Source organism: Pseudoalteromonas sp. JC3 (assembly GCF_030291895.1).
Lineage (GTDB): Bacteria > Pseudomonadota > Gammaproteobacteria > Enterobacterales > Alteromonadaceae > Pseudoalteromonas.
Map to the genome: position 1 here is coordinate 782,021 of NZ_CP127856.1, position 25,535 is coordinate 807,555.

Annotated in this window: 18 protein-coding genes; 8 read left to right on the plus strand and 10 right to left on the minus strand. The window is 43.5% G+C overall.

Annotation, left to right across the window (positions count from 1 at the left end; genetic code table 11):
* Positions 1-3: 3 nt before the first annotated feature.
* A complete protein-coding gene (locus tag QSH61_RS22040; RefSeq protein WP_206471753.1) occupies positions 4-3,000 on the minus strand; it encodes a salicylate synthase in 2,997 nt (998 codons plus the stop codon).
* Between the two features lie 518 nt (positions 3,001-3,518).
* Between QSH61_RS22040 and QSH61_RS22045 the strand changes: the two genes are divergently transcribed.
* Genes QSH61_RS22045 through QSH61_RS22055 form a run of 3 tightly spaced genes read left to right on the plus strand, consistent with a single transcriptional unit; the run spans position 3,519 to position 8,324 of the window.
* The gene (locus QSH61_RS22045; protein ID WP_206471754.1) at positions 3,519-5,333 is read left to right on the plus strand and encodes an ABC transporter ATP-binding protein; all 1,815 of its coding nucleotides are present in this window, start codon (positions 3,519-3,521) and stop codon (positions 5,331-5,333) included.
* The gene (locus tag QSH61_RS22050) at positions 5,334-7,085 is read left to right on the plus strand and encodes an ABC transporter ATP-binding protein (protein ID WP_206471755.1); all 1,752 of its coding nucleotides are present in this window, start codon (positions 5,334-5,336) and stop codon (positions 7,083-7,085) included.
* A gap of 36 nt (positions 7,086-7,121) precedes the next feature.
* Entirely contained in the window at positions 7,122-8,324 is a 1,203-nt protein-coding gene (locus QSH61_RS22055) for an MFS transporter (RefSeq protein WP_206471756.1), read from the plus strand.
* Between the two features lie 125 nt (positions 8,325-8,449).
* On the opposite strand, the gene QSH61_RS22060 is transcribed toward QSH61_RS22055, so the two are convergent.
* The 4 genes from QSH61_RS22060 to QSH61_RS22075 are packed head-to-tail and all read right to left on the minus strand — an operon-like array spanning position 8,450 to position 11,639.
* The gene (locus tag QSH61_RS22060; RefSeq protein WP_206471757.1) at positions 8,450-9,688 is read right to left on the minus strand and encodes an ATP-binding protein; all 1,239 of its coding nucleotides are present in this window, start codon (positions 9,686-9,688) and stop codon (positions 8,450-8,452) included.
* Positions 9,689-9,695: 7 nt separating this feature from the next.
* Positions 9,696-10,385, minus strand: coding sequence for a response regulator (locus QSH61_RS22065; RefSeq protein WP_010603913.1), 690 nt, complete (start codon positions 10,383-10,385; stop codon positions 9,696-9,698).
* Positions 10,385-10,774 (minus strand): DUF3019 domain-containing protein, encoded by a 390-nt coding sequence (locus QSH61_RS22070; RefSeq protein ID WP_102058268.1) that lies wholly within the window; start codon positions 10,772-10,774, stop codon positions 10,385-10,387. The genes QSH61_RS22065 and QSH61_RS22070 overlap by 1 nt, the downstream gene beginning before the upstream one ends.
* On the minus strand, positions 10,764-11,639 hold the full coding sequence (locus tag QSH61_RS22075) for a MipA/OmpV family protein (protein WP_227388037.1): 876 nt from the start codon (positions 11,637-11,639) through the stop codon (positions 10,764-10,766). Before QSH61_RS22075 ends, QSH61_RS22070 begins: the two co-directional genes overlap by 11 nt.
* 210 nt (positions 11,640-11,849) lie before the next feature.
* Between QSH61_RS22075 and QSH61_RS22080 the strand changes: the two genes are divergently transcribed.
* Positions 11,850-13,853, plus strand: coding sequence for a beta-propeller domain-containing protein (locus QSH61_RS22080; RefSeq protein WP_206471758.1), 2,004 nt, complete (start codon positions 11,850-11,852; stop codon positions 13,851-13,853).
* Positions 13,854-13,945: 92 nt separating this feature from the next.
* On the opposite strand, the gene QSH61_RS22085 is transcribed toward QSH61_RS22080, so the two are convergent.
* From QSH61_RS22085 to QSH61_RS22100, 4 genes are read right to left on the minus strand one after another with little or no spacing between them, the layout of a single operon-like run.
* A complete protein-coding gene (locus QSH61_RS22085) occupies positions 13,946-15,199 on the minus strand; it encodes a sensor histidine kinase (RefSeq protein ID WP_174169650.1) in 1,254 nt (417 codons plus the stop codon).
* Positions 15,199-15,891, minus strand: coding sequence for a winged helix-turn-helix domain-containing protein (locus tag QSH61_RS22090; RefSeq protein ID WP_174169649.1), 693 nt, complete (start codon positions 15,889-15,891; stop codon positions 15,199-15,201). Before QSH61_RS22090 ends, QSH61_RS22085 begins: the two co-directional genes overlap by 1 nt.
* A gap of 8 nt (positions 15,892-15,899) precedes the next feature.
* Positions 15,900-16,271: a DUF3019 domain-containing protein gene (locus QSH61_RS22095; protein WP_102058272.1), complete on the minus strand. Its 372-nt coding sequence runs from the start codon at positions 16,269-16,271 to the stop codon at positions 15,900-15,902.
* Between the two features lie 10 nt (positions 16,272-16,281).
* Positions 16,282-17,073, minus strand: a complete 792-nt coding sequence (locus tag QSH61_RS22100; protein ID WP_010603906.1) for a MipA/OmpV family protein — start codon at positions 17,071-17,073, stop codon at positions 16,282-16,284.
* Between the two features lie 246 nt (positions 17,074-17,319).
* On the opposite strand from QSH61_RS22100, the gene QSH61_RS22105 reads away from it, so the two are divergent.
* The gene (locus QSH61_RS22105; RefSeq protein WP_102058273.1) at positions 17,320-18,477 is read left to right on the plus strand and encodes a serine hydrolase domain-containing protein; all 1,158 of its coding nucleotides are present in this window, start codon (positions 17,320-17,322) and stop codon (positions 18,475-18,477) included.
* A 46-nt stretch (positions 18,478-18,523) separates the two neighbouring features.
* On the opposite strand, the gene QSH61_RS22110 is transcribed toward QSH61_RS22105, so the two are convergent.
* Complete coding sequence (locus tag QSH61_RS22110; RefSeq protein WP_174169648.1) at positions 18,524-21,559, minus strand: TonB-dependent receptor domain-containing protein; 3,036 nt, start codon at positions 21,557-21,559, stop codon at positions 18,524-18,526.
* A gap of 336 nt (positions 21,560-21,895) precedes the next feature.
* Between QSH61_RS22110 and QSH61_RS22115 the strand changes: the two genes are divergently transcribed.
* From QSH61_RS22115 to QSH61_RS22125, 3 genes are all read left to right on the plus strand, one after another.
* Positions 21,896-23,953 (plus strand): winged helix-turn-helix domain-containing protein, encoded by a 2,058-nt coding sequence (locus QSH61_RS22115; protein ID WP_248298673.1) that lies wholly within the window; start codon positions 21,896-21,898, stop codon positions 23,951-23,953.
* A gap of 68 nt (positions 23,954-24,021) precedes the next feature.
* Positions 24,022-24,495 (plus strand): peroxiredoxin, encoded by a 474-nt coding sequence (locus tag QSH61_RS22120; RefSeq protein WP_102058276.1) that lies wholly within the window; start codon positions 24,022-24,024, stop codon positions 24,493-24,495.
* Positions 24,496-24,775: 280 nt separating this feature from the next.
* Positions 24,776-25,522, plus strand: coding sequence for a phytanoyl-CoA dioxygenase family protein (locus QSH61_RS22125; protein ID WP_174169645.1), 747 nt, complete (start codon positions 24,776-24,778; stop codon positions 25,520-25,522).
* The last annotated feature ends 13 nt before the right edge of the window (positions 25,523-25,535 follow it).

Sequence of the window (25,535 nt, forward strand, 5' to 3'; positions counted from 1 at the left end):
GTGTTAGCCCTGCGCCTCTTCTAACGTTTTTTCATCAATTAGGTAGTTGGCGATGCAACTGAGTTTTTCGATGGTTTCTGTCAATTCACGCTCAGGCTTAGATTGATCAATGACACCAGCGCCAGCTTGTAGCCATGTACTGTTATTGGCGCGATAAATTGAACGCAGCACTAAAGCTGAGTCTATAAACCCGTCATTATCTACAATCATTACACAGCCGCTGTACCAATCTCTGCTATTTGGTTCAAGGCGCAATATGGCTTCTATGGCCTCACGTTTTGGGATCCCTGACGCCGTAACCGCAGGGAAGAGCGCTTGAAATGCATGCCATGGGTTTTTACCATTACTTAGTTGACCGCAGACGCGAGAGGCTAGGTGTTGTACACTGCCGCGACGGCGCACAGCCATAAATTCACTTACCGAAATTGAACTGGGTTCACATATTTGCTCCAATTCTTCTTGGGCTAATTTTACTGATACAGCGTGCTCGGCTATTTCTTTGGTGTCGTTAAGAAGTTCTTCTCGCAGCTGCTGCTCTTCTTGTGGTGAGTTACCAAGTGAGCGAGTACCAGCTAGGGGCTGTGTGCTGATATATCCCTTGTTGCTGGCTTCAAGTAGGGTTTCTGGGCTGAAACCTGCAACTGAAAAGTCGTTTAGCTGGTAGAGGAATGAGCGTGCAGGCGAATTATGTAAACGGCCGTAGCGGAAGCTCTTATTCAAGCAAATGCTGTCTGGTACATGAATACGGCGAGACAAGATCACTTTTTGATATTGCCTGTTGCAAATTTCTTCGATGGCTTTAGCAACCGATGTTTTGTATTCATCTTTATATTGCGTGTTGATCTGTGGTGTTTTTAGAGGCTTAAGCGCAGCCGTACTTTCCGTTTGTAGGCATGATGTATCTGCTTTTAACACTAATGTTTCAAGCGCTTTGAGGTCAGCCTCAGTCAACGCGCGTAATGTCGCTTTATTTGCTTCAAGGCGTACCTCTAGTTTTGGCACAAATAATTGCAAAGACTTTTCATGCTCAGTACATGTTTGAATACCGTGAAATACGCTGGCTAGTTCAAACTTAGCTACGCCATATAAGCGCCAGTTTTCGAATTGAATACTTTGCAGGGCCTGCGCCATCAGCTCGGGAAAAGGCTTGCCATTAAAGTGTTTTGTCTTTTCACCTTGTTGTAAGGTTATTTCGTTGCCGTTAGAGTGCAGTTCAGCTACTTTGCCAAGGCCAACAGACCAAGCAGATTTACACTCGTATACGGCTTTAAATGGATGATTACTGAGCTCAGAAATACTCGGGGCTAACTGCGCTAAAGTTGACTGGACAGAGATGGTTTTTTCAACATAGGGTATTGGTTTTAACTGATTCATGGTGGTCTCTACATACTCATCTTCAGCACGTTTTATTAGTGCTTTTTTATTTATCTTTCCTATAGCAGTGAGTGGCCAAAAGCTGAGCGAAATGATTTGATCTGGATATTTAAAGCGCGCAACCTGCTGTTCTTGCAGTAGTTGATAAACTTCACTGAGGGTAACAGGCTGACTAGAAATAATGCAGGCACAGCTACGTTCGCCAAGATATGCGTCTGGTACGGGCACTAGTATGGCTTCATCAATATAGGGGTGGGAGAGCAGGCGTTGTTCTATTTCTGCGACAGCGATTTTTTCTCCTGCTCGGTTAATCTGTTCTTTGATCCGCCCTTCAACAATTAGGTTACCAGCTTGGTTCATACGTACTAAATCACCCGTACGGTAAAAGCCATCGGCGGTAAAGGTTGTTTGGTTATGTGCTTGTGCTTTGTAGTAACCCGCGATGGTATAAGGACCTTTGGTTTGTAGCTCACCAACGCTACCTCGTGCTACGGGGTTGTCTTGTTCGTCAACAATGCGTATTTGATCGAGGTCGCAAAGTGGACGACCTTGGGTATGCATCACTTCATTTAACGGATCATCCAGGCGGGTGAAACACAGTAATCCCTCGGCCATACCAAACACTTGTTGCAGTTGACAACCAAGTACATCAGGCACTTGTGTCGCTTGCTCGGTAGTGAACTTAGCACCACCCACTTGTAACAGTTTCAGGCTACTTATATCGGTTTCATCCCATTGTTTAGCCTCAAGCCATAGTTTCGTTAAAGCGGGTACCAAAGCGGTGTGAGTAACTTTGTGTTGTTCTATAAGTGGAAACGCTTCGTCTGGCCCAGGTGTTGGACACAGCACCACTGTTCCACCCTGACAAAGCGTGCCAATGATCCCGGGACATGCCAAAGGGAAATTATGGGCGATTGGTAAAACCGCTAAATAAGTGGTTTGCTCATCAAATTGACATAGCTTGGCAGAAGCTTTGGCATTGAAGTAATAGTCATTGTGACTGCGTGGAATAAGTTTAGGGGTACCTGTAGTACCACCAGAAAGCAACATGAGTGCCGTGGATGTTGGATCAATATTAGAAACCTGCATGGGCTCGGTGCTGTCTAACTGAGAAAGGGATGTATACGGGGTATCGCTTGGTGTATCACTCGTGACCAAGACATGCTCAATACTTGAACATTTGGACACAATACGTTGGGCCATGGCAATATAATCGTGACCCAAATAACTGCTTGGCACTACGTATGCTACAGGGTTACTGAGTTCACACAACGCTACAATATCGGACTCACGCTGCGCGGGCATGGCTAAAATTGGGATGACACCTAATTGGAACATTGCGAAGCAACTAATTACAAAATCGAGAGAATTAGGCAATTGCATCATCACGTGGTCGCCGGCTTTTAAGCCGATATTGCAAAATCCAGCACGGCGCGCTACCACGCGTTGCTCAAATTGAGCGTAAGTGAGCTCAGTTTCACCTTCAATCAGGGCGACGTTATCTGAAAATTGAGACCGCCAATCGGCGACAAGGGAACCAAGACTTTGTTGCTGCCAAATATTTTTTTCAATATAGAGGTCTTGCTCAACCTTCGGTCGGACTGGCGTATCAGTTGTTGTTTTCACTATTATTCTCCGGTTATGAAGCACGGTCGCGGTTTATTTTTTGAGTCGAGGCAACTGCGAGTGTTATTTGTCATGAAGTTTTCTTGCCCAAAAAATATGTTTTTGGACAATTTGTTCCCACCCCAAAAAGTTGTTGTATGCCCCTATCGGTAATTTTTTCGGGAAAATTTGCGTGGATATCAGAGAACTTATACTTATTTCCGATCTGGGGGATATTGAACGGATGAGGGGAGCGTTGTCAGGGTTGCTGCAATAGGCTTAGCGCTATTTTTTATTGTGCTTAGATAAATCACGGTGTGGTAAAAGTGGCAGCATAAACCAGAGATACAAACTAGGTATTTGTTCTAGTCTTTAATGATTGACTCTGCTGTTCAAGTTGCACGTTTGGTTGAAATAAACCTGATATCTCTAAAAGCTATGGGATCGGCAAGAGCATATTTGCGTTGTTGCACGATTTTAATACCGCTTAGGGTTAGTTTATACGACAGATTTTTAACCGCATTTAAAGGAGTAGGTATATGCGTGTTGAATCGCATGAAACCGAGGGACATTGCAGTCCCTGGTCAATTATTTTTGCTATCTGTGCACCTTATAAAGGCAAAATGTTGATAGCTTTTAGCCTAATGGTGCTTGTCACTTTGCTTGAAATCGTGCCTGTGTATTTGTTATTTCTTTCTATTCAAGCCTTACTTAATCCTTTATCGGCTTCGATTGAACAATTGTTATGGATTGCTGCAGGGATTTGTGGCGCGATTTTATTGAAATCTGGGTGTGCTATGGGCGCCTATTACTTCAGCCACCAAGTCTCTTTTAAGGCGCTCACTAAAGTTAGAATGACACTCGCAACCCAATTGGCAAATATGTCGTTGCTATGGCTCAGTGCTCAAAACCCCGCCGTTTTAAAACAAAATATATTGCAAGATGTTGAGCATATTGAAAACTTTATAGCCCATCAAAGTGTTGAGTTGTTTAACGCAATCCTTACACCTTGTGTCGTCTTTACGGTGATCGCATTTATAGATTGGCGGCTTGCACTCAGTGCGGTTGTTGTTGTGCCGCTAGCATTTTTTGTTAGTGGTTTATTTATGCATAAAACAGCAGGTCAGTACGAGCGGTTTAGCCTTGTGTCAGAGGATTTGACCACGACACTAAGTGACTACGTTAAAAATATGCCGTTGATGAAGCTATATAATTTAGACAGTAAACGATTTGCCGTTTTAAATCGAAAGTTGGATCAATACCAAAAGTTGGTACTCGAACTCACCGGCCAAACGGTACCTGGCTGGACGTTATACACCGCATTGCTGAGTGGATCTTTTGTTTGCTTGCTACCCGCAGCGATTAGTTTACATAGTGCGCAAAGTGTCACTACTGAGCAGGTTATTTTAAGTATATTATTGGCTGTTGGCATGCTTAACCCAATCATCAAAGTGAGTCGTTTTTTTATGGAAGCAAACGAGCTGCTCGCTGGCGTTAAACGGATCACGCCTATCTACATGGCGCGCTTTTCTAATTCAGCTAGCACACCTGTTAAAGTTGATAAAAGGTTGCCGCTGATGCAGTTTCATCACGTGGATTTTGCTTACCAATCTCATCAGGTTTTGGCGGGCGTGCACTTTAAGCTAGTACCCAATTCATTGAATGTTATAGTCGGTGCATCTGGTAATGGTAAATCCACGCTTGCGATGTTGGCATGTGGTTTATTGTCTCCTTCATCAGGTAAAGTGCAACTATTCGGGCAGGATGTGTGTTTAATGAGTGACAGTGTCCGATCACACTTTATGAGTGTGGTGACGCAAGAGTGTTATTTATTTGAGGGTACCCTACGAGACAATATTTTGTTTGGCCGTAACCATATTAGCTCCGATGCGATAGAGCGCGCCATTATGGTCGCTCAACTAAAGCTTTGGATAAGTCAATTGCCTGATGGCCTCGAAACCCAGGTACAAGTACGCGGACAAAATTTGTCTGGGGGAGAAAAACAACGTATTGCTATTGCACGTGCTTTGGTGGCCGAGCCCCCTTTGGTGATTTTAGATGAAGCTGCGGCCGCAATGGATAATGTGACACAATCTAAATTCTATCAGGCTATTCAAACGTACTATCCAAACACCACTTTCTTGGTGATCACCCACAAGTATTTAGGTCTTGAAAATATCGGTCAGATCCTTGTCTTGAAAGAGGGGAAAATTGTCTCACAGGGAACTCATGGCGAATTGTTGTCGAATTGTGATTATTATCGTCACAGCTGGTTGCTACAACAAAGCGAAGGAGAGCAACAAAGTCCGATGAAAGACTCGTCAAATTTCCAACCTATACATTATGAGATTTAAATGGACAGACAAGCATTATTGAGTATTGGTCGTGTGATAGAGCATGCAAGCTCTGGCAAGTGGCGCTTTTATACTGGCGTTGTTTTTCGAGTATTGGAACGCAGTGTGGCAATTACACCGTTGCTGTTATGTTTCCACTGGCTACAACAGCAGTTTTTAACCACGCCAAAAATGATGCCTTGGCTTTCAACACCAATGGATTATTTGATGGCGCTAGGTGGTTGCTTTGTGATGCAACTGATATGTGCATATATAGGCCAATACCAAAGCTTTGTAGGCAGTTATCAGGTTGTTCATGCGTATCGTATTAAATTGATTAATCATGTACGACATCTGCCTCTTGGTCGTGTGCGACGCACCCATAGCAGTGAGTTTTTAGAAATGCTCACTGAGGATATAAAGAAAATTGAAGGTATTTTTTCCCATATCGCTCCCGATCTGATTTCTGCTTTGGTGACACCTGTGATTGGTCTAGTGGTGATGTTATTTATCAATCCTATTTATGCCCTTAGTGCATTGATACTATTGCCTTTAGCATTTTGGGTAATGGAGGTGTCGAAACGAAAGTTTGTGCAAGTCGCTAAAGCTAAGCTGCAATCATATCGCCAAAGTGCCAGCACTATTACCGATTATATTGAAGCGTTAAAAACCCTCAAGTTATATGACCAAGCACAAACATGGTTGTCCCATCTTGCCAAGCAGCTAGAGAAAACAAAGCAGCATAGCCTACAAGTGGAAATGTGGGGAGCCGGCCCCGTATTAACCTATCGCATAGTGCTAAATATGGTGCTCAGTATGTTTGTGATAATGCTAGCCATAGCCTTACCCGAGCAGCGTTTTTCAGGCGTAGATTTTACCACTATTCTATTTGCCCTGCTGCTAATCAAACTACTTGAACCCCTTCAAGAAGTTGGCGAATATCTAACGGTTTTACGTCAGGCTATGCAGTCTGAGCGCAAGCTTGAGGTTATTCTAAATGAGCCTGTGTTGGCAGAGCCAGATAACCCCCAATTGCCAAGCAATTTTGATATAGAGTTTGAACGAGTATCGTTTCAACACGGGGCTAAAAAGGTCATAGATGACGTGAGTTTTAGTGTGCCGCAAGGCACGACAATGGCCATTGTAGGTGCATCTGGTAGCGGCAAATCTACATTATTAAATTTGTGTGCCCGCTTTTTTGACCCTAATTCAGGTTGTGTGAAAATCGGTGGCCTAGATCTTAAAGATATTGGCTCCAAGGGCGTGCATCAGTTAGTTAGTATGGTGTTTCAAGATATTCAGTTAATCGATGCCAGTATTGTTGAAAACATTCGTATTGGTCGGCTAGATGCCAGTGATGAAGAAGTAAAAGATGCGTGCAAAACGGCTAACTGCTTAGAGTTTATCGACAAGTTACCAAATGGCATAAACACCCGAGTAGGCGATGGTGGTTTATTGCTATCTGGCGGTCAAAGACAGCGTATTGCAATTGCCCGAGCACTATTAAAAGATGCACCTATTGTACTGCTTGATGAAGCCACAGCCTCACTTGATCCTATTACTCAATCAGAGGTAATCATCGCCATGAATAACCTGTTGCACAATCGTACCGTGGTGACCATTGCACATCGGCTTTCTAGTATAGAGGGTGCTGATCACATTATTGTACTTGAGCAAGGTAAAGTAGTGGAGTCGGGTTGTCACCATCGCTTGTTAGCGCAGAGGGGGCACTATACATATCTTTGGAATACGCAGGCTATGCAATTTGTGTAAAAGGAGTTTGTATTGCCATCATCAAAAGGAAACCAAATGACCAATTTAGTCAACAATGAGGGGATGCCAGAGGCGGGTGATGCATTTAGCCTGAAGCCGCTGATGTTTGAGACATTTGTTTGCACTATGGCTGTGATGGGGTTTACTGCGTTAGCAGGTCCTATTGCCCATGTGATTGGGCTCAAAGCATGGCAAATTGGCGCGGCGATGACAGTTGCTGGAGTTGCTTGGGTTATTATGGCACGGTTCTGGGGAAGCCTTAGTGACCGAAAAGGTCGGCGCCCGGTGATACTCTTTGGGCTTACAGGTTTTGTCATTAGCTATGCATTTTTAGCAGTCTTTATCGACTTTGCGATGCAGACCGCATTAGTGCCCGTGCTTGCATTTGCAGGCATAGTGGTTGGACGTGGATTCGCTGGGATGTTTTATGCTGCGGTACCTGCGACTTGCGCCGCTTTAATCGCGGATCATGTTGTGCCTAAACAACGCGCGGCAGCGATGGCGGGGATTGGTGCGTCAAGTGCGGCTGGTATGGTGATTGGTCCTGGGTTTGTTGGGCTACTTGGACCTCTTAGCTTAAGTATGCCTTTGTATATTTCCGCAATGTTGCCCCTTATTGCCCTGATTGTTCTTTGGCGGGTACTGCCAAGGTACGAACGACATGCAAAACCCAGCAACAATCGCGTTCGTTTAACGGATGTAAGGCTACGTCGACCTGTTACCGTGGCTTTTATAGCAGCTTTTAGTGTGGCTGTTGCGCAGATCACAGTTGGCTTTTTTGTCCTTGATAGGCTTCAGCTTGACCCTGCTGACACTGCACGTGCTGCAGGGATTGCACTTGCGACTGTTGGTGTGGCACTGATTATCGCGCAAGTAGCACTCCAGAAGCTTGAATGGCAGCCTGCGCGACTAATTCAATTCGGTGGAGTCATCGCTGCCGCTGGATTTGTGTCTGCGATTTTTGCATCAGCGCCTATCTTGCTCTGGGTTTGCTATGGTGTCGCTGGCTTTGGTATGGGATGGATATATCCGTCTGTCTCTGCTTTGGCTGCCAATTCGGTGGAGGCTGATGAGCAAGGCGCGGCTGCCGGAACGATATCAGCGGCGCAAGGACTGGGTATTGTAATTGGCCCGATTATTGGAACTGTTATTTATGAAATAGAGATTGGGTTGCCGTATGGACTAATAGCAGGAATGCAATTATTAGTCGCTCTGATCCCAGCTCGCACTCGCGCTTAATCACTCAAAACTTGGGATAGTAACTTGCTCTTTAGCCGTTGTTATCCCTTAGGGTAGCGTCCTTCAACTTCTATATGCCTTGAATACACGCACATAGGTCAGCAGGTGTGCGTGTGATAAGAGTTTTAAGATGAAGTGCGGGGCAAAGTCAGAGTGAATTTAGCACCGCCGAGTTCGGAGAACCCAACATGGCAAGTGCCGCGATGCCAAGTGGCGATTTTGCGTACGATAGCCAGCCCTAGGCCATAACCACCGTTATCTTTGCTGCGACTTTCATCTAAGCGTGAGAAGGGAATAAAAACCGATTCCCACTGAGATTTAGGGATCCCATCGCCATCATCCTCAATATGAAGATAAGCGTTGCTTTTGTCACATTCAAGACTAATTTCGATGTTTGAGCGACCGTACTTATCGGCGTTTTGCACAATATTTTGAATGGCTCGAGAGAGGTAGTAAGCGTTACCTGAGACGATAACCTGCGTGCTCTTTTTATTAAGAGTTATTTGTTTATCGGTGAGCTTACGGAGTTTGTTTATCTGGTCGTCGACAAGCGCGCAAAGATCCAGTGGTGTTACCTCAAGTTTATCTACTTCAAATTCAAGCCGTGCGTAGGCTAGCATTTCATCAATCATGGCTTCCATTTCGACCACATCATCCGCCATATCGTTTGCTTGCTCACGGCTTTGCTCTGGTAACATGGCTAAAGCAAATTTGAGTCTGGCAAGTGGGGTTCGCAGGTCGTGAGAAACCGCATTAACGAGTAGTTTTTGATTTTCAATTAGCCTTGCGACTTGAGATGCCAAATCGCGGATCTGCTCGGTTAAATTTGAAATAGCAGAAAACCGGGAATGTCGGGTCGCTTTGGGCAGTTGACCTTGAGTGAGATTTTCGGTGATATACCTCAGTTGCAATAAATCAAGCCACAAGGGCCGTATCCACAGCATAAGTAAAAATGCGAGCACGGCATAAGAAAGCAATTTGATGACCCATTGTTTATTGGCGGCTGAAGCGGCTGGTGCTAATGGCCCTAGCTGCATCAGTAATGTTGAATCAGGTACTTTGAAAGTCAGCCATGCGCTACCTTCATCGTCAAAGCTCGTTAAAATACCACCTTGAACTAAAGTGCCGGCTTGCTCTGGAAGCCAAGCGACATCGTCCATGTTGAGTATTTTCACGGTTTCCGACTCTTGGGGTAAGTTGTGTGAGGAAATACTCGCTTTGAGCGTATTAGCAACTGCTTTTGCGTGTCGTAACTCATCGGGCGCGGAGTGCACCCAATGAGACCAAATAGCTTCGCTCACTTGGTTAATAACGACAATGCTGGTAAACACAGCCAAATAGAGGCTGAGCAATAGTTTTAGCACAAATACACTAGCCCCAAGCAGACTTAGAGCAGAGGTAGCCCTTGCCCCACACGGTAATAAGCCTTGCAGGTTGCTCTAGATTGTCGCCAAGTTTTTTACGTAAACGGCTAATACGTACATCAACGCTTCTATCTAATCCGTCATATTCGCGGCCAACAACATGTTTATAGATATAGTCTCGACTCAGCGTTTCGCCCGCATGGCCTGCCAATGTCTTTAGTAAATCAAATTCATAACTGGTTAGTTCAACTTCGTCACCTGCCAAGTAGACCTTACGGTCCGATTTATCTATTTGTAATTCCCCTAAGGTAATGGAGTCAGACTGAACTTCATCATTTTGTGTGCGTCTTAATAGCGCATTCAAGCGGGCAAGTAGCACATATGGCTCAACGGGCTTGATAATGTAATCATCAGCACCAATTTCAAGTCCTTTTACATGGTCGAAGTCGCTATCTTTGGCGGTAAGAAATAAAACCGGCCCTTTAAAATCACCGCGTGCAGCTTTGCAAATAGAAAAACCATCAAGGCCTGGAAGCATAATATCTAAAATTAAAATATCTGGTTTTTCGGCTTCTATCGCTTTAATGGCGTTAATACCATTGTGTAATTGAACGACTTCAAAGCCATTATGGATTAAGAACTTTGCGGTTAACTCCGCTAGTTTTACATCATCTTCGACAAGTAATACCTTGGCCATTAAAACACACTCCAATCGCTTCTGAGTTTGCGTCTATATTGTTGGTTGACGCTTGTGTGTACTTCAATATTTTGTTTTGCAACAACGTTATTTTTAGCATCTTTTAGGGTAAAGAGCATGGATTTTGAGAGATGGATAATTTGTGTTGATTTTGCCTCCTTGGCCTGCTCCCAGCATTGTAATTTTTGTTTTTCCTGAAATAAACAGAGGTCCATTTTAGCGGGCGATTGCCAAGCAATTTTTGCCGTCATTTCGCAGCGTTGCCCTGCTTGTTTCACCATACATGTAATAGGTTTTATTTCTAATTTAATGCCATTGTTGGGTTTGGTTAAAGCTTTACTTGGTGCGCTGAAAATTATAATTGTGATTAAGTACAGCCTAAAATTCATATTTTCCCCCGACAAAAACCGTCGCGGTATAGCTATCCTCGACTATCGGGCTATCTGTCATTGTGCTATCAAGTTGCTGATATTTAGCGTTAAATTTGAAGGTCCAAGACTCACTTACGGGATAAGAGTAGGCAAAGCTAACATAAGGCTGGAAGCTTGAACTGCCTTTATACCATAGCTCACTATTCGGTGTATCCGCTTTGTCTATGCCGTAGTAATAGTCCACCAGTTGTCGACTTTTCCATTTTAGCCCCGCTTTAATAAACACATAAGTGTTAGGTGAATTATTGAACCTAAAACGATAGCTAACCCCAACATCGGCATTGTAACCTTGATAAGTGTTGGTGATATCGGTGAGCCATGATGCGCTGATTTTTACGCTATCACTTATTATCCAGTGGGCTAAAACGCCGCCATCTATGGCCCATTTTCTCGATTCGATATCGTCTAAGGAGATAGCGGTTTGCTCTGCGGCAAATTCACCGCCAGGTAGCTCATTGCTGGCATCAAACCCCATTTTTTGCACGAATATATTACTCGGGTGAAATTTTTCGAAATAGGCCTGCTCGGTATTAAACGTGCCGATCAAGCTAAGATCAAATTTATCAGTGTAGTGAAAGGTATAGCCCAAAGTCCCATTATCAAGAAAGAGGTGTTCACCGTAATAACTAATATAGGGCACAACAACCAAGGGAATATTTTCACCGTCATGGAGTGGGTTGGAGATCACGCCGCCGCCAAGCGCAATGCCAAATCGCCATTCATCGACTGGCGTACACTCGCTGTCATTGGCGTCACATGGCACCACCGTGGCATTTACCTGAGTGGTAACCAGCAAGGTTAAGGCCATTAATAACTTATTCAACTTGGAACTCCAGTTCTGAATTTGGGCTTTGCACTGGCTTTTTAGAGGTGTCAATCAAAGCGCATTATTACTACCAGTGTAATTTACCAGTCGCTGTACAAATTACCAGAAAGGGTAACATTAAATAACAAAACAAGTAGCGAAGATAACAGAAATTTTAGTGTGAAAGTTTAGGCTTACGTTGGCACTTAACTTACAAGGAAACATATCATGAGATGCAAAATTTGGCTCAGTCTTCCGCTTGCCGCTAGCCTTTGCGCATGTGGTGGTAGTAACGACAATGATGAAGATAAATTACCAGAACTTAACGCGCTTAATAATAGCTCTGCGCCGTTGAAGTCAGCTTCATCAGCTCAGTTTAGTCAGTTTATCAAAAACGGCATTTTCGTTGCCAGCGGTGGGTTGAATAATGGCGATGATTTAGAAAATCCATCAGCAACCACAGATAATGCACCTTACTCAGGCACCAATCAACTGGTTGAAGGGGTATCAGAAAGCGACCGGATTAAATTCGATGGCCGTTACTTATTTATCGGCGGCTCGACCAGCGTTGCATACACGGATACAGACAGTAAAACCTTCGTTAGGATCTTGGATACTGAGGCTACGGATGTCCCTACACAAGTTAATGAATTAGCGGTATCAGATTCAGAGTTTGCAAGCCAAAATCTTTACCTTAAAAACAATCAACTCATCAGCGTATTAATGGACTATGAGTATGACTTTGCTGATGGTATGTCTGAACTGGATGTTCAACCTGAAGTAAATTATCAAGGCGTGATTGAGCTTGCTTTTAGTAACGTATCCCTACCCGCACAGGCTGAGGTCGAAAAACGCTTTCAAATTGATGGTTCATTAGTTGGCAGCAGATTAATCGGTGACAAACTCTATGTTATCGCCGACCACACTATACGCTACAATGGTTTTAATAGCGCTGACAAAGTAGCAAGCTACAATCGCTTAATGGATACTAACATTAACGATTTATTACCCCAATTTAGAAATTTAAAGCAAGGAAGTGTAGCGCCACTGGTTGCCGCAGATGGCTGTTATTTGCCAGCAGATGCTACCACGCAAGATGGATATAATGGCTTAACAACAGTCACGGAAATTGACATTCGCAATCCTGATGAGGTGAAAACAACTTGCGTCAGCACGCGCACCTTTGGTTTTTATATGTCTGCAACAGCAGTGTATCTTTACAATTACTCGTTTAATGGCAGTGATGGTGATGTCAACACATCAATCTGGGATCCATCAGGCATAGTATTACATAAGTTATTGTTAACGGACGAAGGGGTGACATACCAAGCAACAGGTGAGGTGGAAGGTCAACTTGCTCGTGTCAGCGAGACGATGGCTGCGACTCGATTTGATGAAAAAGATGGCGTTCTGCGCGTAGTAACGAGTCAGTATGATACAGATATCGGTAATAGCCATAAGTTGTATATGCTCAAACCAGAAGGGAATGAACTCAACACTGTGGCGACGCTACCAAATAGCCAAAATCCAACCCCTATTGGCAAGGTTAATCCGGATACGGGGCTTGTGGATGAAGATATTTATGCGGTTAGATATTTTAACGATACAGCTTATATCGTGACCTTTAGACAAATAGATCCTCTCTACGTTCTGGACTTATCTGACGCATCACAGCCTAAAATCGCGGGAAGTATAGAGATCCCCGGTTTCTCTTCTTATTTGCACCCTGTTGGTGACGGTTTGCTTCTTGGGGTAGGTCAGCACCTTGGAGACCCTGATGGAAACGTGCAGCCCGGCACCAAAGTGAGTTTGTTTGATGTTGCAAATCCTGCTGAACCCAAGCTATTAAAAGATCATACATTTGCAGGGGGGTTTACACCGCTGGAATATGATTATCGCGCTTTGGCCATGCTAAAAGACAATGCCTCAGTAACTCGGTTCACTTTGCCGATTGTTTACTGGAATACAGAGCAAGTGAATGAAAGTAGTTATGACTGGTATAGCCAAAACGATCTCGCCGCATTTGAAATTATCCACGGCGTGGACTCAACACTCAGTTATCGCGGGAGTAGCCGTGCCGAGGTAGCAACGCCCATAGAGAGTGACAAAGCACTCGGGTATACCGAAGCAGATAGAGGGCTTATTCAGGCTGATAAACTGCTTTATATCCATGGCAACTACGTGTGGCAGAGTAATTGGCAAACGCCTGCTGACAACAGTGGACCACATTAATCCTAACTCCCTTTGAATATTAGGTTGTTGTACACTGTTTCGTTGCCAAGCGGTGAACTGTAGCACTGCTTACCACAGCTTCAGAGTTAACGTTACTTTTGCTGAGTCTGTATCAGCGAAACAGTGATTTTGGCCCCGCCCAGCGCGGGGCTTTTTTGAATTACGATGGTACCACCAAAACGAGTGACTATACGTTGCACAAAGGCTAAGCCAATTCCATACCCTGATTGTGATTGAGAATCGTCGCGATAAAATGGTAGTAACACTTTGTCTCGAACCTCGTTACTTATACCTATCCCGTCGTCTTCAATAATAAACTTAACCTTGTCATTATCGACTCGGGTTTCTAGTGATATTTTAGCGTTGGCATATTTTATCGCGTTAGATAATAAGTTATTGATTAGCATGCGTAAGTACTGACCTTCACCGATTATCCAGCAAGGTTTTGACGAAAGTTTTAGTGTTAAGTCATGATGGTGGGCGTTATTGGCTAACTGGTGAGCCATCGCATTCAAGTCAACAGGCTGAAGTTCCACGTCGTCAAGGCGGTGCTGCAATCTTGCGTAATCTAAAATAGCATCAATCACTTGCTCCATTTCATCAAGGTTTTGGTTGATCCTATCTTCGTACTGTGCCCGCAGCTCATCATCATGAGTTTCAACCAGTGTGTCTAGCCCCATTCTTACCCTTGCAAGTGGCGTACGTAGTTCATGAGAAAGTCCGCTGCTTAATAGCTTCATGTCAGTCATTAACCCGGCTATTTGTCGTACCATTTGATTAAACGCTTGCTCAATATCCTTTAAGTACCATACCGTACCGACTTGCACGCGGGCGTTGAGTTCGCCTTTACCCAGCTGATGTGCGGCATTTTTGAGCTTTAACAGCCTAGCAATAAATGGGGATAAAAAGGCGACGACAACAATCAGAACGATAGTGTAAAACAACAAGGTCATGAGCAGGCCATATTTAGTCTGAAATTGCTTCGGCATTGTCAGGATGTAGATATTATCTTGGCTTGTAAGTATGCAAGCGCTTACTGATGATTCGCTTTCGAGGTAAATAAGTCGCTGTTGTGAGAGTGTGCTGCTTAAACTCGCAGGGAGTGGATAGTCGGCCCTTGGTATAAGTTGAGCGGTTATTGTTTGGTGCAGTGGAAGCGCAGTAATTTGTGACTCAGGTATGTTGTCTTTAGCCATTGCGGCAATAATTGGTGCGGTTGTGCTAAGTGGATCGTAATGCGCTTCATTACTCTCGGAGGATGCGGCGATAAGCTTATCAAACACCTGACCTGTGATAACGCTTGTAAGCGTTAAGATGGTCAGTAAAGCAAACACAAAGCGCCACATTACCACACGTCCTTCGCCAACTGATATCCTTTACCCCATACCGTCTTTATTTTAAATGGGTTTTGGCCATCATCACCTAGCTTCTTTCTCAGTCGTGAAATACGCAAATCTATAGAGCGGTCAAACCCATCATAATCAAATCCTCTGAGTGCTTTAGTAAGCTCATCTCGGGTAACAATTTGTCCGGCTTTACTGGCAAGCACCCAAAGCGCATCAAACTCATTGCTGGATAAGTTAACTGGCTGCTTTGCAAGGGTAACGTTCCTATCTTCTTTATTAATGTAGAGTGTGCCAAACTCAAGTGTTGCTTTGGGCGCTTGGTGTTGAGGTTGATGACGCCTTAATAGCGCTTTGATACGAGTTTCTAATAACCGGCCTCTTACAGGCTTTTTGAGGTAGTCGTCAGCCCCCATTTCTAAGCCGATAATTTCGTCAATTTCCTCATCCCGTGCGGTGAGCATTAATATTGGAATGCTGAGCGACAGACGCAGTTGCTTGCAGACTTCAAAGCCATCTAAACTTGGCAGCATACCATCTAAAATCACCAAGTCGGGGGGAGAGGCTAAAACGTGCTCCAGCCCGTCTTGACCATCATGATATAGCCGCACTGAAAATCCTTTGGTAGAGAGGTAATCACTCAGCCACTGGGCCAACTCTTTATCGTCTTCTATTAGGACTAACTCGGCTACCACAACTACTCCTAGAAAAGTCGCCAACGCACGGCGTTACTTTTTTGTTGTTTAAACACCCAAGCATATTGCAGAGCATAGCTTGCGAGAATATCCTTGTTATCTTCTAAGGTAATGAGCAAATCTTTCTCAACTAAAATCTCGCCTTGCCAACTCGCGGTTTTTTGCTGCTGCCAACAAACCAGCTCTTTTTCATCGGCATGGAGACAAAAGTTACCGGTCACAGAGGTTTGCCAGGTCACTGAGAGGTCGATAAAACATTGCTGACCTTGTTCGAGCGCAACACATTGCCCTGGTTTTACGGTCCATACGGGGACCTTAATTTCTTCTTTCGCTTGAGTTTGCATAGCGAGTAGGGCTAAGCCAAATAGTCGTTTTTTCATATTTAGCTCCTTAAAATACGTAGCTAAGTGACAGGCCAATGCTTTCACCGTGCTCAATTCTATCGTTAAAACTGACAATTGCTTTAGTGATAGGGCTATCCATAATACCTGATGCATATTTGGTGTAGCTGACGTGGCCATCGACTATCCAATTTTCTGTTAAAGCTCGTGAAAATCCGAGCTTTACCCCAAGATTAGCCCCACCTTTGGCATCGTAATCTTTAAATGGTGCGCCACCGTAGTAATAATCTAACATGGCCGAGTTTCGGTATTGTGCACCGACTGCGCTATAAAAGTGCCAGTTTTTGTATTGCCAAGGCTTAGAGATCCATAATGAAGCGTAGCGACCATCTGAATAATCTGAGTTAATCACTTTTGGTGCAACAATAGCTCTAATTTGTAAGCCAAATACATTCCCTGTAGCTCTTACCCCAAGATAAGACGAAGTGTTTAGCTCATAGCGAGTCCCGCCAAAACGGTAATTTATTCGCCCATGAGCGGTTGAGAGTAGGGCATCAAATTCCCAATTTTCTGTTTCATAAAACTGATAACCGAGTGCAAGTGCTGGGTCATACTTCTCAGCGCGGCCTGGAAACTCGACAAATAGACCATTACTAAAATAGTAGGCGCCATGTACAGTGGGCGAAAGCGAGGTCTCGGCATTATTGTAAATATCGCTGTTGTAATTGATCCCGTAACCAATGGCCAAATAGCCGTGACCTTCTTTTTTTGCGTCAGTGCTTTTGGCCTGCGCTGCACTTGCGGCCATAAGTGAGGCTGCAATCAATAAATGTGTTTTCATAGCAATTTCTATTAGTTATTAATTTGCTAGTTACTGTAGTGAGTGTAAGCGAGTATAGCTGTATCGACTTTCTGCAAGTTGTATCGAATTGTATCAAGCTTGTTCTGGCCTTCCATAATGGTCTGACATTATGCATGAAAATAAAGGAAGTCGTTACTGTTTGATACATTTTGAAAAAGTCAGAGACAGCATGGCGTACATACCTTAGTTATTGTTTTATCACTTAAACGAAACGAGGTATTTCTCATGAGAACACTAAAACTGGTCACATTATTGTGTGGTGGACTGTCGTTATTTGGCTGTAATGATAGTCAGTCGACGTCTAACCCTAAACCGAGCCCTGTCTCTCCTCCCGTAGCCGAAGTTGATTTTCAAGCGATGCTCGAACAAAGTGTTGAAGCGGGTATCCCTGGTATTGTGCTCTATATTGACTCGCCTACGCTTCAATTTTATGGTGCTGCAGGGTTAGCAGATAAAGAAAATACGATACCCATGACCACGGACGCTAGGATCCCAAATGGCAGTGCGGGTAAAAAAGTAACTGCGCTCTTAATGGCGATGTTGCATGAACAACAGTTATTAGATCTAGATGCACCGATAAGTGACTATTTGTCTCACGAACTTTTACAACAGATAGAAAACAGTGACGAAATGTATGTTCGGCAGTTACTCAATCATACGGCTGGATTATATGATTATCTCAATGATGCTAACGGTGAATTTTTTGCTGCAGTATTACAACAGCCAGACTTAATAAAAACGGACAGCTTTGCACTGCAGTTTGCTCTCAATCAAGACGCCAATTTCAAACCCGGAGCTGCGTGGAAATATTCTAATACTGGATATTTATTGGCGGGTCTAATTATGGATAAAGTTTTGGGGGAGCATCACTCAAAGGCGATGCGTGAGTATATCTTTGAACCATTTGGCTTAAGTAGTATGAGTTATGGAGGGATCGAAAAGGCGTTTGGTGAAATTGCATCAGGGTACTTTGTTGATGATGAGGGCAATGAAATTAATACGCAACCTTACTATGCCAATATTGGTGTGGCTGATGCACCGATTGTATCGACGGCTAAGGATCTTGGTGACTTATTTAAAATCATGATAACGAGCCCAGATATTCCCGCTAATGTGCGTGAGCAATTGCTAGGAGAATCCGTATGGGTGGATACTGATGTCACCGGACAGCAATACAGCATGGGTATCTTTAGTGAGCACGTCGGAAATGAACCTGTTTATCATCATAACGGTGCTGAGATTGGGTATGCGACGTTAAATTGGTATCTGCCGTCAAAAAACATGGTTATGAGTGCAATTATTAATTGCCAAGGCTACAACCAATGCAATGCAGAGATTGACAAAATCTCAGATAAGTTACGCGATACACTTTTTGGTTTGTAAAGATAAGGGGCTACTCAGTGGTAGCCCCTCGGATCAATGCAGAAGTCTAAAACTGGTATTTTGCTCCAATAAACGCAAAACGGCCAACACCTGAGCCATAGGCGCTATCAAAATTACCTGTACCGCCGACGATGAACGGACCTTTTTCGTCGAACAGGTTATTCACACCACCATAAACAGAGAGAGTGCGGTTATCGCCTAGCTCCATGCTGTAGTTTACCGTTAAGCTATGAGTCGTTACTGATGGCAGTGCACCTTGCCATAGGGGCTCTGGATTGGCTATACAGGTTGTTTCGCCTGTTGCACAGCGTTCATTATTCTTCTCGATAGCAGCTTGCCAGTCTTCATATCTCGAACGGCTGGCTTCCACTGCACCTTTATATTTTGTGCTAAAGCGTACACGCCAGTCATTCTTATACCAAGTTAGTGAAATAGCGCCTTTGTCTTCAAAGATATCGGTGCTGAGGTAGCCTTCATAAAGGTCTTCGTATTGTCCATCAGGACCCGTACTGGTGATTGAGTATTCGATAACATGTGTCCAGTCTGCTTTCACCTTAAAGCTACCGTAGTCGCTAGCGTCATACACATATTCGAGTGCGATGTCGTAACCTTTAGTGCGGATCTCATCGGTATTAATGACACGTTGATTAACTTCATAAATCTGGCCTTCTTCATCGCGTTTAACATCACGACAAAACTCGTTACCGTCACCGAATTCCATTGATGATGCATAACAGAACTTAATGATGTCTTCGTTAGCAAGTGAGCTTACCGCATCATCAATTTGAATGTCGTAGTAATCTAGCGCAATTCTAAAATCCGGTGCAAAGGAAGGCGCTAAAGATAAACCAATGGTGATGGTATCTGCGGTTTCCTCAAACAGCTCGCTATTTCCTGAGTTGGGTGAGTAGCCGTTATTTTCGTCTTCAAAAGTACCGTCAGCGGCGATAGCGGCTTGTATTCCCGCATCTTTGCGGCAGTTGTCGTGGCCTGCATCTGTTGACGTCGCGGTAACACCATCACAGATATCATCAAAGCTATCATAGTCTCCACGAGGTGGTGACATTAGCTCTGTTATTGTTGGAGCTCTCATTGCTCGAGCCCAATTAGCACGAATAGAGTAGCCTTCGATTGGTTCGTAAATGAAACCTGCTTTGTAGCTTTGGATTAATCCCGTATTTGCCCAGCTGTAATCTGCAATACGTGCAGAGACCTCAGCGCTAAGCGATTTTGCCATTGGCGCGTCTTTTAATAGCGGTAACGATAATTCACCGAAGATTTCACGAACGCTGACATCGCCTTCAAATGTGGGCACATAGTTAAACGTTACGCCACCATTTGGCACGTTGGTCGATACGCTCTGTGTATCTTTTCGATATTCAAAACCAAAAGCTGAAGCAACGGCGCCTGCTGGAAGTTCAAATAAATCACCAGTAATAAAGCCAGAAATAGTCACTTGGTCTATATCAGTCGTAATAGCGGGATTAGCGCGAATATAATCCGCCGCTTCAGGTGTGATCGAGCCTTCGCCGAAAAGGTTGACTGGTACACAGCCTTGGCTACGTGCTTGCTCATCTTTACACTGAACCGTACCATCATCAAGGCGTTCAGCATTTAGCGCTTGTTTGACTCGTGCAACGTAAATTTCGTTACTGCGGGTTTGCTCTTGCTTAAATTTGCCGTAGCCAACAGAAACGTCCCACTCCCAGTCATTCCAAATATAACCACGTAACCCACCCCAAGATCTGATAGTTGTTCTCTCATTACTAGTGATTATATTTCCCACTTCGGTGAATAGCCGATCCCACTTCACGCCTTTGGAGCTAGCCTCTGCACGAATTGCTTCTGGCATATAGGGGTTATCATAAGGAATCCGACCCATACAGTCTGAGCCAAATTGACTGCTATTTGGATCATAGGTAACAATCGCATCACATTCATCCTCGCTTTCAGGCGACTTTACGTTGCGCGAGGTATTTCGGCTGTATTGCATTTGAAAGTAAGCTTCAGTACCCGAGTCAAACTCATACTCTGTTTTTACTGCCGCAGAGAGGTCTTTGTCCGGTACTCTCAACATAGTGAACTGGTTGATGTGGATACCATGGAGCTCTTCTTGCCAATCGTCGCGTAAGGTTGTGCCATCATACCAAAAACCTGAGTTTGGCTTAGTGCTACTTGACTCATCAAATACACCACCAGGGATAGAGTCGCTCAAACTAGTCCATTGTGATTTATCAATATCTTTCATGCAACGGTAAGCGCTTTTGGTATCTGGATCGTAGTTTGCTGTGAGCATTACATTGCACATACGATCATCATCATAATCCCAGCTATCTTGTTGCTGAGCACGTTTCCTGTCCCAGTAGCTCAATCCTTTTTCTTCGTCGTATGAGGTACTAATGAAAAGGTAGCCTCTGCCATCATGGTAAGTTGTGCCGTAGTCCGCACTTATTGTGTATTCCTGAGCGCCACCTTCGGTACTTTCACCGCCTCGGGCACTAAATGTTGCCCCTTCCTGGTCTTGTTGAGTAATAATATTAACGACACCTGCAATGGCATCGGAGCCATACGCTGCAGAAGCGCCTCCAGTGATAATTTCAACTCGCTCAACCATACCTTTAGGGATGGTTGATAGGCTGACATAGTTACCCGAATAGCTGTTGGATACGACTCTTCTTCCGTCGATCAAAGTCAGTGTTCGGCTAACACCCAATTCGCGCAAGTCGATAGTTGAAAGTCCGGTATTTTGCACACTGCTTTGCGAGTTACCATTACCGGTCCCCTCACTCACTTGGGGCATTTCTTCAAAAAGAATATCTGAAAGCGAACCTAAACCTGCATCATTTAGCGACTCGGCTCCCATTGTGGCGATAGGGGTTGACACTGAAAAGCTATCACGTTTGATGCGAGAACCGGTGACGACGATCTTTTCTAGTGATTTATCTTCATTTTGTGCTTTAACTACCGCATTATTTTGTTCAACTTGCTGACGGTCGATTTGTTGCTCTTCGGCAGTTGCCATATTGCTGCAGGCGAGCGCGATAGATAGGGCGAGTAATTTAATATTATTGTTAGGTGACACGGGAGTCCCTCTTTTTTAATTTCTGATTGTTGTTTATTTTTGGGGCTTGAAGAAAGAAGTACGTATCTTATTGTGCTGATTAAACTACAAAAAAGTACGGCTTCTCATTTTACCCATTGTGACTATCGCTAATGTTCACGCAATAAATTCGACATCTATTCTTTGACGTTTTTATCTCTATTTAATATCTATTGAAAAATAAGTATTAAATTCAATTGTTTATATTGTTTTTTGAGGGTGGGAGTGAATTTCTATCATGATGTTTATCGCGTTAATTTTGTCTTTTGGTCGCTAATTTAGGTATGATTTACATCGTGTTTACTCATGGTTGGAAAAATGCAGCACAGCGCGACTTATCAGTTACTACATGTCAATATTGATCCGGTTGGGCATATACTATCCAGTAAAGGACAGGTATGTTGCGTGCAACCAAAATTTATTGAAGTGCTGACGGTACTAGCGCGTGCTTATCCGAACGTTGTTGCGAGAGAAGAAATAATAAAAGAGGTTTGGGGAGGGAATCTATTTGTTGGAGAGAAAGCACTTACCAATGCCATTTGGCATCTTCGCAAAACTTTCAAAGCACTGAGTAGCGCCAGCGAAGATGGGCGTGACAAGGAAGATTACGAAATAATAGAAACGATAAGAAAGTCTGGATATAGATTAAAGATTGAACCCATTTTTATAGAAGCCTGCGATACACCCACTAAGCAAAGCTCGACTTTATCGACGCAAGCAGTTGGTGTTGTGGCAATATTATTGATTGTATTTATTGCCTTTCTTTATTTTCAAGTTTTCCAGCCTAAGCAACAACTTGAAGAAGTAACAGACTTCCCAGGTCGTGAGTTATTTCCTAGCACCTCTCCGGATGAACGATACTTGGCATTTGCGTGGCGTAAGTTTGGGAGCCATGCAGGGTTATATTTAAAGAACTTACTGAAACCAGAAGCCCCTCTCAAGGCGCTAACTGATGGTCCTGAAAATGCATCCGTGTCAGTATGGAGCCGAGATAATCAAACCTTATTTTATATAGAGAAACATGCAGGGAAATGTACCATCAAATCGTTACATGTAGTGACGGGTAAAAAGTCAAAAATAGCAAACTGTGTTGCAGACATAACAACCGTTTTAACTTATTCTGCAGAGAAAAACCTCCTTGGATTTATCGCCAAGCAGCCAGCTGGTAACCCAAAAGTAACCTTATTGAATTTAAATGATAAAACAGCAACTGAGTTGGGCTGTGAGTTAGATTGTCAGGGGAGTGAGCTTGAGAGCATAGCTCTTTCACCCGACGCCAAGCAAATAGTGATTAGTCGAAATCTACCCAATGGGCTTGAGAATTTATATTTAAAAAGTCTAGAGACTGGGAAGGAAGTTACTCTACTAAGCGGGCATGACGATTTACGGGGAATAAGCTGGCATCCAACTGATGATTATTTAGTTGTATCATCGATTGAACATGGTGCTCGTACGGCATATAAACTGGCGCTCGATGGTAAAGTGTTAGGGACGCTACCATTTGATGGCCTAAGTTACCCAAGCTTTAGTCGTTCTGGATATTTGTATTTTCATGATTGGAATATTAATACCTCCATTATGAAGCTTGACCTTAATGCGCAAGTTGCCAGTTCACCCTTTCCACTATTACAGTCACAAACTAGTTTTCGTTATCCCAGTTACTCATCGGTATCGGAGCGTTTACTTTTCGTGTCCAATCAATCAGGATTTGATGAAATCTGGGTTTCTAATTTGGAAGGTGATCAACGAAAACAGCTGACTGCGCTGGGACTACAGGCAATGCATCCTGCTTGGTCCCCGGATGGTACTAAAGCGATTTTCACGACAAAGTCACATAAAGGAAGTCAACTTCAACTTTTGGACATGGTTACTCAACAAGTGACACGGTTAGAAACAGGGCTTAAATATCACGGTAAACCCAGTTGGTCTCAAGATGGCAGCTCAATTTATATTTCTGATGGTAATAATGTATTTCGCGTTTTTGTTGATTCAAAAAGCGAACCAGTGAAGTTAACGGCGGGCACCACCGTAGTTGAACATAATGGGGTGTTGTATGTATATAAAAGCGAACCGCAAGAAATGTGGCGTATGGAGATTACAACTGGAGACAAAACGCTTTTATTTAAAAATGCACATTTGGCCTCAAGTGCAAGTTGGTCTGTTTCTGATTCAGGGCTCTATTATTTGTATGTTCAGCGTGGTGATTTTCGTATTAGCTATTTTGACTTTGCCAATAATGCGCACAAAGATATTATCCGAGTTCCAGAGCGCAGCTTTAGCCGAAGTCGCGGTCTTACATACATAGCAGAAAAACAATGGCTGCTATTTACCGGTTATGAAATCCCGCAAGTGGATATAAAACGAATCCAAATGTAGCACTAATAGTGACTTTTGGTTAAGTAACAAAATATAGGCATTTAGCCCTAATTTTAAGGACGTAAACAATGATTGAAGTTGGAAAAAAATTACCACATGCAGAGCTGAGCGAGCTCACCTCTGACGGTATGATTCATCATGAAGTAACGACACTTTTTTCAGGTAAGAAAGTTGTACTTTTCGCAGTTCCTGGTGCCTTTACACCAACTTGCTCAGCATCTCATTTACCTGGTTTTGTCGTGAATGCAGATAAGTTTGTTGAAAAAGGTGTTGATATTATCGCATGTATATCAGTAAACGATGCCTTCGTAATGAAAGCTTGGGGTGATGCACAAAATGCAGAAGCAATTATGATGCTTGGAGACGGCGATGCAAGCTTTACCAAGGCGTTGGGGCTCGAAATGGATACCGCAGCATTTGGCGGTGTGCGTTCGCAGCGTTACGCTATGATTATTGAAGATGGTGTTGTGACAAAGCTCAATGTAGAACAACCTAAGCAATTTGAAGTAAGTAAGGCTGAAGTCATTTTAGACGCGCTGTGATTGCAAAATTTAAAAGCTAGAGTCAAACAGCGAAGCAATCAGCCTGCAATCCGTAAATGATGCTTTAAAACTATATGCTCTAAGGTTGAAGCCAATTGTTTCATGACTCTTGCAACAACATTACCTTGTTTATATCACCAGATAAACCCCATGATATATGATGTTGGTAATCCAAACCTCAGGTTAAACACACTCCATAAATGGAAGAGTACGATATGAGGCAAAATGAAATTGGTTTAGTTATCGGAGAGTTTTCTGCAATGTCAGAGGTCGATAAGTGATGGGAAAGTCGGTTCATAATTTTGATGAGTGTGGTTACGTTCTAAAACCCAAGTTTATATCCTCCACTGAGCTTAATAAGATAAAGCAGGTTGTTTTAGCATTCCATCGAGCCTGGCAGAATGATAATAGTGACTTTTATCAAAATAAGGCAGTCAATTCTGCTTATCTTACCGCACCAAAGTATCTAGACGAACAGCAAAGGCTTGTCCTTTTTAAATTTATTGCCTCTGCTTCACTCTTTAAGCTCGCGTCAACGATATTCACGCGTGAGTTTGGGTTTATGAATACTCAACTATTCTTTAATCCCGTGAATGCAAGCCAACTAAATTATTGGCATCGAGATCCTCAATATCATTTAACCATTGAGGAGCAAAAACAAGCATTGTTGTTGGGGCCTGAAGTTGTTCATTTTCGGTTAGCATTGGAAGATGAACCAGGAATAGAGCTGATCCCGGGTACTCATAAACGTTGGGACTTACCTCAAGAGCTAAATGTCAGGTTAGAACAGGCAGGGTATCGAAACCATAACAATCTACCTAACAGTGAGGTTATAGCGCTAAAGGCCGGAGATCTTCTTGTATTTTCAGCCAATATGATACATCGAGGTGTGTATGGAAAAAATCGTTTAGCATTGGATGTGTTGCTATGTGAGAAGCGCCCAGAACTAATGACTTTTATGAGAAATGATTGCCTGCCAAATAGTATGCAACTTGCTGAAGTAGATTACCCCAATTTATTTTCTTAGTTTGGTAAATAAA